A 422-nucleotide genomic window follows, 5' to 3' on the forward strand; every position below is an offset into this window, starting at 1 on the left:
CTAGAGATCGTCTTCAAAGGTCAGATCCAGAGCAGGATTGAGGCGATGGTGACGGTGGCCTGGTAGGACTCGCGGGTCTTGTCGTAGCGGGTGGCCAAGCCCCGCCACTGCTTGAGGCGGTTGAAGCAGCGTTCGACGACGTTGCGGAGCTTGTAGGCATGCCGGTCGAAGCCGGTAGGCCGACCGCCGCGTGAGCCACGGTTCAGTCGATTGAGTATCTGGTCGGCGCGTTCGGGGATGGTGTGCCGAATGCCGCGTCGGCGCAGGTAGGAGCGGATCCTGCGGGAGCTGTAGCCCTTGTCGGCGATCACGTGGTCGGGCCGGGTGCGAGGCCGCCCGGGCCCGATGCGTGGGACGCGGATGGCCTGCATGACGTGCTCGAAGCGGGTGCAGTCGTTGGTGTTGCCGCCGGTCAGGACGAA

The 422-nt window shown here is 65.9% G+C and carries 1 protein-coding gene; it reads right to left on the minus strand.

From position 1 onward, the window contains the following. Positions 1–20: 20 nt before the first annotated feature. On the minus strand, positions 21–422 hold a 402-nt coding region (locus tag QSK52_RS39190), incomplete at its 5' end, for an IS5 family transposase (protein WP_285741053.1).

The organism is Kitasatospora phosalacinea, from assembly GCF_030268885.1.
In the GTDB taxonomy this organism is placed as follows: Bacteria; Actinomycetota; Actinomycetes; order Streptomycetales; family Streptomycetaceae; genus Kitasatospora; species Kitasatospora phosalacinea_C.